The organism is Pseudomonas sp. (assembly GCF_050739995.1).
Taxonomy (GTDB): domain Bacteria; phylum Pseudomonadota; class Gammaproteobacteria; order Pseudomonadales; family Pseudomonadaceae; genus Aquipseudomonas.
In genome coordinates, this window is sequence record NZ_JBOICG010000438.1 from 1 (window position 1) to 5,612 (window position 5,612).

The 5,612-nt window shown below is 60.4% G+C and carries 7 protein-coding genes; 4 read left to right on the top strand and 3 right to left on the bottom strand.

Going from position 1 to position 5,612, the window contains the following annotated elements; all coding sequences use genetic code 11:
- The 3 genes from ACRESD_RS14540 to ACRESD_RS14550 all read left to right on the top strand — a co-directional run.
- Positions 1 to 309 (top strand): helix-turn-helix domain-containing protein (locus ACRESD_RS14540; RefSeq protein WP_431751548.1); only part of this gene is annotated, 309 nt, incomplete at its 5' end.
- A gap of 90 nt (positions 310 to 399) precedes the next feature.
- Complete coding sequence (locus ACRESD_RS14545) at positions 400 to 573, top strand: DUF1427 family protein (protein ID WP_431751549.1); 174 nt, start codon at positions 400 to 402, stop codon at positions 571 to 573.
- A 30-nt stretch (positions 574 to 603) separates the two neighbouring features.
- Entirely contained in the window at positions 604 to 1,563 is a 960-nt protein-coding gene (locus ACRESD_RS14550; RefSeq protein ID WP_431751550.1) for a quinone oxidoreductase family protein, read from the top strand.
- A 50-nt stretch (positions 1,564 to 1,613) separates the two neighbouring features.
- On the opposite strand, the gene ACRESD_RS14555 is transcribed toward ACRESD_RS14550, so the two are convergent.
- Positions 1,614 to 2,642, bottom strand: a complete 1,029-nt coding sequence (locus ACRESD_RS14555) for a purine-nucleoside phosphorylase (RefSeq protein WP_431751551.1) — start codon at positions 2,640 to 2,642, stop codon at positions 1,614 to 1,616.
- A 14-nt stretch (positions 2,643 to 2,656) separates the two neighbouring features.
- Positions 2,657 to 3,619: a nucleoside-specific channel-forming protein Tsx gene (locus tag ACRESD_RS14560; protein ID WP_431751552.1), complete on the bottom strand. Its 963-nt coding sequence runs from the start codon at positions 3,617 to 3,619 to the stop codon at positions 2,657 to 2,659.
- A 205-nt stretch (positions 3,620 to 3,824) separates the two neighbouring features.
- Here ACRESD_RS14560 and ACRESD_RS14565 point away from each other — a divergent pair, with 205 nt between their 5' ends.
- Entirely contained in the window at positions 3,825 to 4,625 is an 801-nt protein-coding gene (locus tag ACRESD_RS14565) for an aminoglycoside phosphotransferase family protein (protein WP_431751553.1), read from the top strand.
- A gap of 6 nt (positions 4,626 to 4,631) precedes the next feature.
- On the opposite strand, the gene ACRESD_RS14570 is transcribed toward ACRESD_RS14565, so the two are convergent.
- Positions 4,632 to 5,552 carry a helix-turn-helix domain-containing protein gene (locus ACRESD_RS14570; RefSeq protein WP_431751554.1) on the bottom strand — a complete coding sequence of 307 codons (921 nt, stop codon included), beginning with the start codon at positions 5,550 to 5,552 and terminating at the stop codon, positions 4,632 to 4,634.
- Between the last annotated feature and the right edge of the window lie 60 nt (positions 5,553 to 5,612).

The following is a 5,612-nucleotide window of genomic DNA, read 5'->3' on the forward strand; positions in this document are numbered from 1 at the left end:
GAGGCGGACCGTCGACTGATCAACGCCTGCCAGGCGGTGATGGCGGCGCCATCCCTGGAGATCCCCTTTGAGCAGCATGCCGAGGCGGCGGGGGCCAGCGTGCGCACCCTGGCGCGATTGTTCCAGAACCATCTGGGCATGGGCTTTGCCGAGTGGCGGCGGCAGGTACAGTTGGCCACGGCGGTGGCCGAGCTGATCCAGGGCCAGTCGGTCAGCGGTATTGCCCGCTCCTTGGGCTATTCACCCAGCAGTTTCAGCGACATGTTCCGTCGCGAACTCGGCGTGGCGCCGTCGCAGTACGTCGGCTGAGGGTTTGGCCGATATCCTGAAGCACTTGGCCGATGCTTCGCAGGTGGGCTCACTACACTGAGCCCATCAACCTACACGGCGCTGTTCTCCATGAACTACCTGATATCCCTTGCCATCGGCCTGCTGGTCGGCGTGATCTACGGCGCCTTGGACTTCCGCTCGCCCGCACCGCCGGCCATCGCCCTGGTGGGATTGATGGGCATGTTGCTCGGCGAGAAACTCTGGCCCATGGGGCGCGAGTGGCTCAGCGGTTGGTTGTCCTGATTCTTTCTTTCCCTTCGATGGATATTGGCCATGAAAGCCCTGCAATTTTCCGCCACCGGCGACCTTGCTGCCCTGAGTTTCGTTGATGTCGCCCAGCCGGTACCGGCTGCCGGTGAAGTGTTGGTCCAGATCAAGGCGGCGGGCCTTAACCCCAGTGATGTTAAAAACGTGCTCGGCCGTTTTCCCTACACCACCTTGCCGCGTATCCCCGGGCGGGACTTTGCCGGCGTGGTGGTGGAAGGGCCGCAGGAACTGGTCGGCCAGGAGGTCTGGGGCACCGGCCGTGACCTCGGGTTTTTCGCCGATGGCTCTCACGCGCAGTACCTGACCGTGTCGGCCAAGGGCGTAGCGCACAAGCCAACCCACTTGAGTTTTGCCCAGGCCGCCAGCCTTGGCGTGCCGTACACCACTGCCTGGGATGCCCTGGAGCGCAGCGGTGTCGGCAAGGGCACGCGCTTGCTGGTGATCGGGGCCAACGGGGCCGTCGGCAGTGCCGCGCTGGCGTTGGCGAAAATTCGCGGCGCCGAGGTGTTGGCGGCGGTGCGCAGGGTGGATCAGGTCGAGGTGTTGCAGGCGCAAGGGTTTGAGGCGATTACCTTGGGGCAACCGGAGGCATTGGGTGCGCAGGTCAATGCTGTGTTCAAGGGCGGTGCGGATGTGATCTTCGACACGACGGGTTTCTGGCTGCCGGCTGCTGTCGCAGGTCTGGCGCCATTCGGGCGCATTGCAATCATCGCCGCGCCGGTCGACGGCCATGTGCAACTGCCGGCCCTGGCCTTGTACCGCAAGGGCGGTTCGGTGGTGGGCATCAATTCGTTGCTCTACAACTGCGAGCGGTGCGCGGTGATGCTGGAACAGTTTGGGCGCTTCTTTGATGACGGCTCGCTGCCATTACCGACAGGCTTGCGTGAAGTGGCGCTGGCGGAGGGGGTGCAGTGCTATGAGGAAGTGAACAGCGGCACTGCGGACAAGATCATCTTCTTGCCTTGACGCGGTGAGAAATGTGGGAGGGAAAGCCTCCTCCCACATTGTGCTTTTCATCAGGCTTCGGGAACGCCTTTTTCCCATGTCGACCAGTTCTTCAAGATCGCCTGTACCAACGGATTACCCGTGCGATACAGGTTTTCCAGTGCTGGCACGAACCCACCTTGGTCCGCGTATTTCAACAGGTTGTCCACCTCGCTATAGCCCGGATAAGGACGGTCGAAATCGGAACCGGCCCGCACCACGGCCAGGCGCTGGATATCCACCAACCCCTCGCGACTGGCACGCAGCAGGGCCTCATAGGTGGAGTTGTCTTCCTGCTGGGTCGTGCAGTATTCGCCTTTGTTGTCGGTGAGTAGCTTGGTCCAGACTTCGGCGCGTTCGCTCAGGCGTGTGCCGGAGAACCAAGTGTTACCCGCCAGGGTGTCGCAACGGGTGACTTGCGGTGGCTGGTTGGCCGGGGCGGCGGGGTAGTGCTTGCGCCAGGCGCTGGATTCCTTGCTTTCCGCCAGCTCGACTTTTTCCGACAGGGCAAACGCTTTCGCTTGCAACTTGGGATTGAGCTCAAACACCTCGGTCTTGTAGTCCAGTGGCGGCTTCTCGTTCGGTCCTTTGGTGTTGATGCCAATGTAGCCCGTCGGCCAATCCTTGGGGGCGTCCCGCGAATCCAGCTCCCATTGGGTGCCGAACTCCACCAGGTAATGGGCCCAGGCAGCAGTGCCGATGGTTCCGTGTTTAGGGTTGATACCGGCGATCCCGGCAATCAGGAAGTAGCTCTGGCGCAGGTCGAACTTGGGCGACAAGGCCAGGGCCAAGGTAGAGGCGGCGGCGTTGGTCTGGCCCATGCCGGTGACGAGCAGGCACACCTCCTGGGTGTTGCAGCGAATCACCGGGTATTCGGCCGAAAGGCCCGGCACGCGAACTTCCTGCTTGAGCTCGAGGCGGTCGATCCAGGTTTGCGCTTCAGGGGCGAACATGGTGATCAACATCACCTTGGGCTTGATCGGCGCAGGCGTATCCGCCAGCACTAAGTGGGGCAAAAATGCCAGGCCGATAGCCATCGAGAGGCGGGTAAATACGTTCATCTAAAGCTCCTTGATCAGAATTGATAACCGACGCCGGCGTAGTAGCCCCAGCCTTCGGAGCGGGCGCGGAAGTTACCCTCGCCGAAGTTCAGCTCACTGCCGTCCTCCCAGTTGCCGCCGTTATGAAAGTAACGGCCGACCAGGGTGAAGCGCAGGTGGGTAAACGAGTAAAGCAGCACGTTGGTCGCCACCAGCGCGTTGGCGGTGCGCGCCGGGTTGTCCTTGTGCAGGCTTGATCCGAAATCGTAGTTGGTAAAGCCGATGTAGGTCAGAGAAGCACCGTTGTCGAAACTGCTGATGGGCACGATGTACTTCATTTGCGCACGGTAGCCATCCCACGAATACTCATTACTGGCCCCGTAGTTTTCCCACTGGTAGCGCCCATAGAAGTTGGCCGACAGGTTGACCCGCGAGTGGGTGTCGATATCCGTGCCCAGGCCGCTGTACAGAGTGTTGGCGCGGTTGGACTTGTTGCTGCCGTGGTCGTAGATCCAGTCAAACGCCACATACCACTCCTTGAACGGCCCAATCGCCAGGCTGCGCCCTGCCAGGTAATCGATGGAGATACGTGGCTCGTGCTCCATGAACACCGGCGAGCCATGGTCCCACGCGCCTTTGTCATTACTGTTACCGATGCCGAGAATCTTCGGCACGTCGATGTAGCCATACAGCTCGAACGGTCCCTTGCGGCCGAAGTACTCGTATTCCAGGTAAACGTCATCTTGCGGCTTGGGGCCGAAGCTGATGTCTTTGCTGCCGATCAGTGTCAGGTCCTGGTTGAACCAGTCCGAAAAATACACGCCTTTTTTCGCCGGACTGGCTTCCGGGCCCTTGGTTTCAGGACTCAGGGTTTCGCCCTGTGCTGAGTCATCGACGGGTTGTTGCTGCGCCAAAATGGGCGCACTGAGTACTCCCGTAACGGCAGCCAGTAGCAAGGAAACACCAAAGCAAGCAGGACGCCTTGAGGTGGGGTGCATTGAAAATCCCTATTCGTACGCGGTTTGAACCCGATTCTGCGGGTAGGAGTGAACTTGGCTGCCAAGTTCGTTCCGCAAACGTTTGCACGTGGCGTACCAACTTTGCTCAAAGGGTTGAGCAATATGAAAAAAAGCAGAATTAATTGGCTTTTTGATCAAAAATGGCAGGGTGTCATTTTCACGGGCCCAAACAAGGAACTCCTTAATGTTCGAGCGCTATTTGCAATCCTGGAGCCTGAGTGCCGACGGCGACCCTATCGTGACGCCCGGCAGCCACTTGTTGCCTGTGCGTTGGCAAGGCTTGCCGGCGATGTTGAAAGTTGCCCACACCTCAGAAGAAAAACTGGGCGGGCGGCTGATGAGTTGGTGGGCAGGCGATGGCGCAGCGCAGGTGTACGCGCATGACGGCGAGGCTATGGTGATGGAGCGTGCCACCGGCGCGGGTTCCTTGATGCATATGGCGCTCAATGGTCAGGATGATGAAGCCAGCCGGATTGCCTGCGCGACGATTGCCCGGCTGCATGTGCCGCGGCCATCGCCGCCGCAAGGACTGCTTTCCCTGGAGGTTTGGTTCCAGTCTTTGTGGCGCGCGGCTGAGGATGAGGGCGGCAGGTTGCATGACTGCGCAGCAGTGGCGCGTGAGTTGCTGGCAACGCAACAGGACATCGTGGTGCTGCACGGTGATGTCCACCACGACAATATTCTCGACTTCGGTGCTCGGGGCTGGCTGGCGATTGATCCAAAGCGGGTGACAGGCGAGCGAGGTTACGACTACGCCAATCTGATCTGCAATCCGGATTTGCCTACCTGTAGCAACCCGGTGCGTTTCAACCGCCAGGTTGACGTGATCGCACAAACGGCCGGCCTCGCACACCAGCGCCTGCTGCAATGGGTCGTGGCTCATGCCGGATTATCGGCCGCCTGGTTTCTTGAGGACGGTGAGCGCCAGCGCGCGAAAATTAATCTTGAAGTTGCCCGCTTGGCGCAAAAGGCTCTGGCTCAGTAACCGATGCTACAGGCTGGTGCGGTTAAACAATTGCACCGCAGTTTCGCGCCGGTATTCACTTGGCGTCAGATTCATCTCAATCCGAAAGTGCCGATTGAAGTTGGACAGGTTGGCGTAACCCACTTCAAAGCAGATATCTGCCACCGACATCTCGCTTTGCAGCAACAGCCGGCAGGCACGCTGCACGCGGAACTTGCGCATCAGCTCGATAAAACCGTGACCAGTGTTGCGCTTGAAGAACCGTGAGAAGCCCGGCTCGCTCATCTCCAATTGCCGGGCGATCACCGACAGGCGCACGTCGCCGGTGAGTTCGCGCATCAGGTAATCGAAGGCCTTGTTGATGCGTTCGGCACTGCGCGCATCCAGTGTTGGCGCGTAGCAGGGGCTGGCCAGCGCCTGTACCTGATGTTGTGGCGCGCTTTTCAGGGTGTCGAGCAGTTGCAGGAACAGGATCAGCCGTTGCAGGCCATGGGCATTGCCGATGGCTTCCATCAACTGTGCCGCCTGCACCGCCGTGGTGCCGCTGAAGGCCAGACCGCGCCGCGCCTGTTCGAACAAGGGGGACAAATCGCCAAGCTCCGGCAGGGTTTTGCGCAGGGCAAGGAGGGCTGCGCCGTCGAATTGCAGCACCACGTCGCGCCCCTTCAGGCATTCGCCGGGCGGTAGGTCGCCGATCCAGTCGTGAGGCAGGTCCGGGCCGATCAGCGCAACATGCCCGGCGCTGAAGGCGCCTATGTAATCACCCGCTACCAGTTTGCCGCTGCCTTGGCGGATCAGGTGGATTTCGAACTCGGGATGGTGGTTCCAGCGCGCCAGGTCGTAAGGGTAGTCATGTTCGAACCAGCGAAAGCAGTGGTCCGGCTCGGGCAGGATCACTTCGAGTTCGGCTGGGCGATGCTCGAACAGTTCGGCGCGGCTGACGGGCATGGTCATGCCTCTTTTAGGTGTGGGATCGCCTCAAAATACGCGCACTGGCAACCCGTGTGC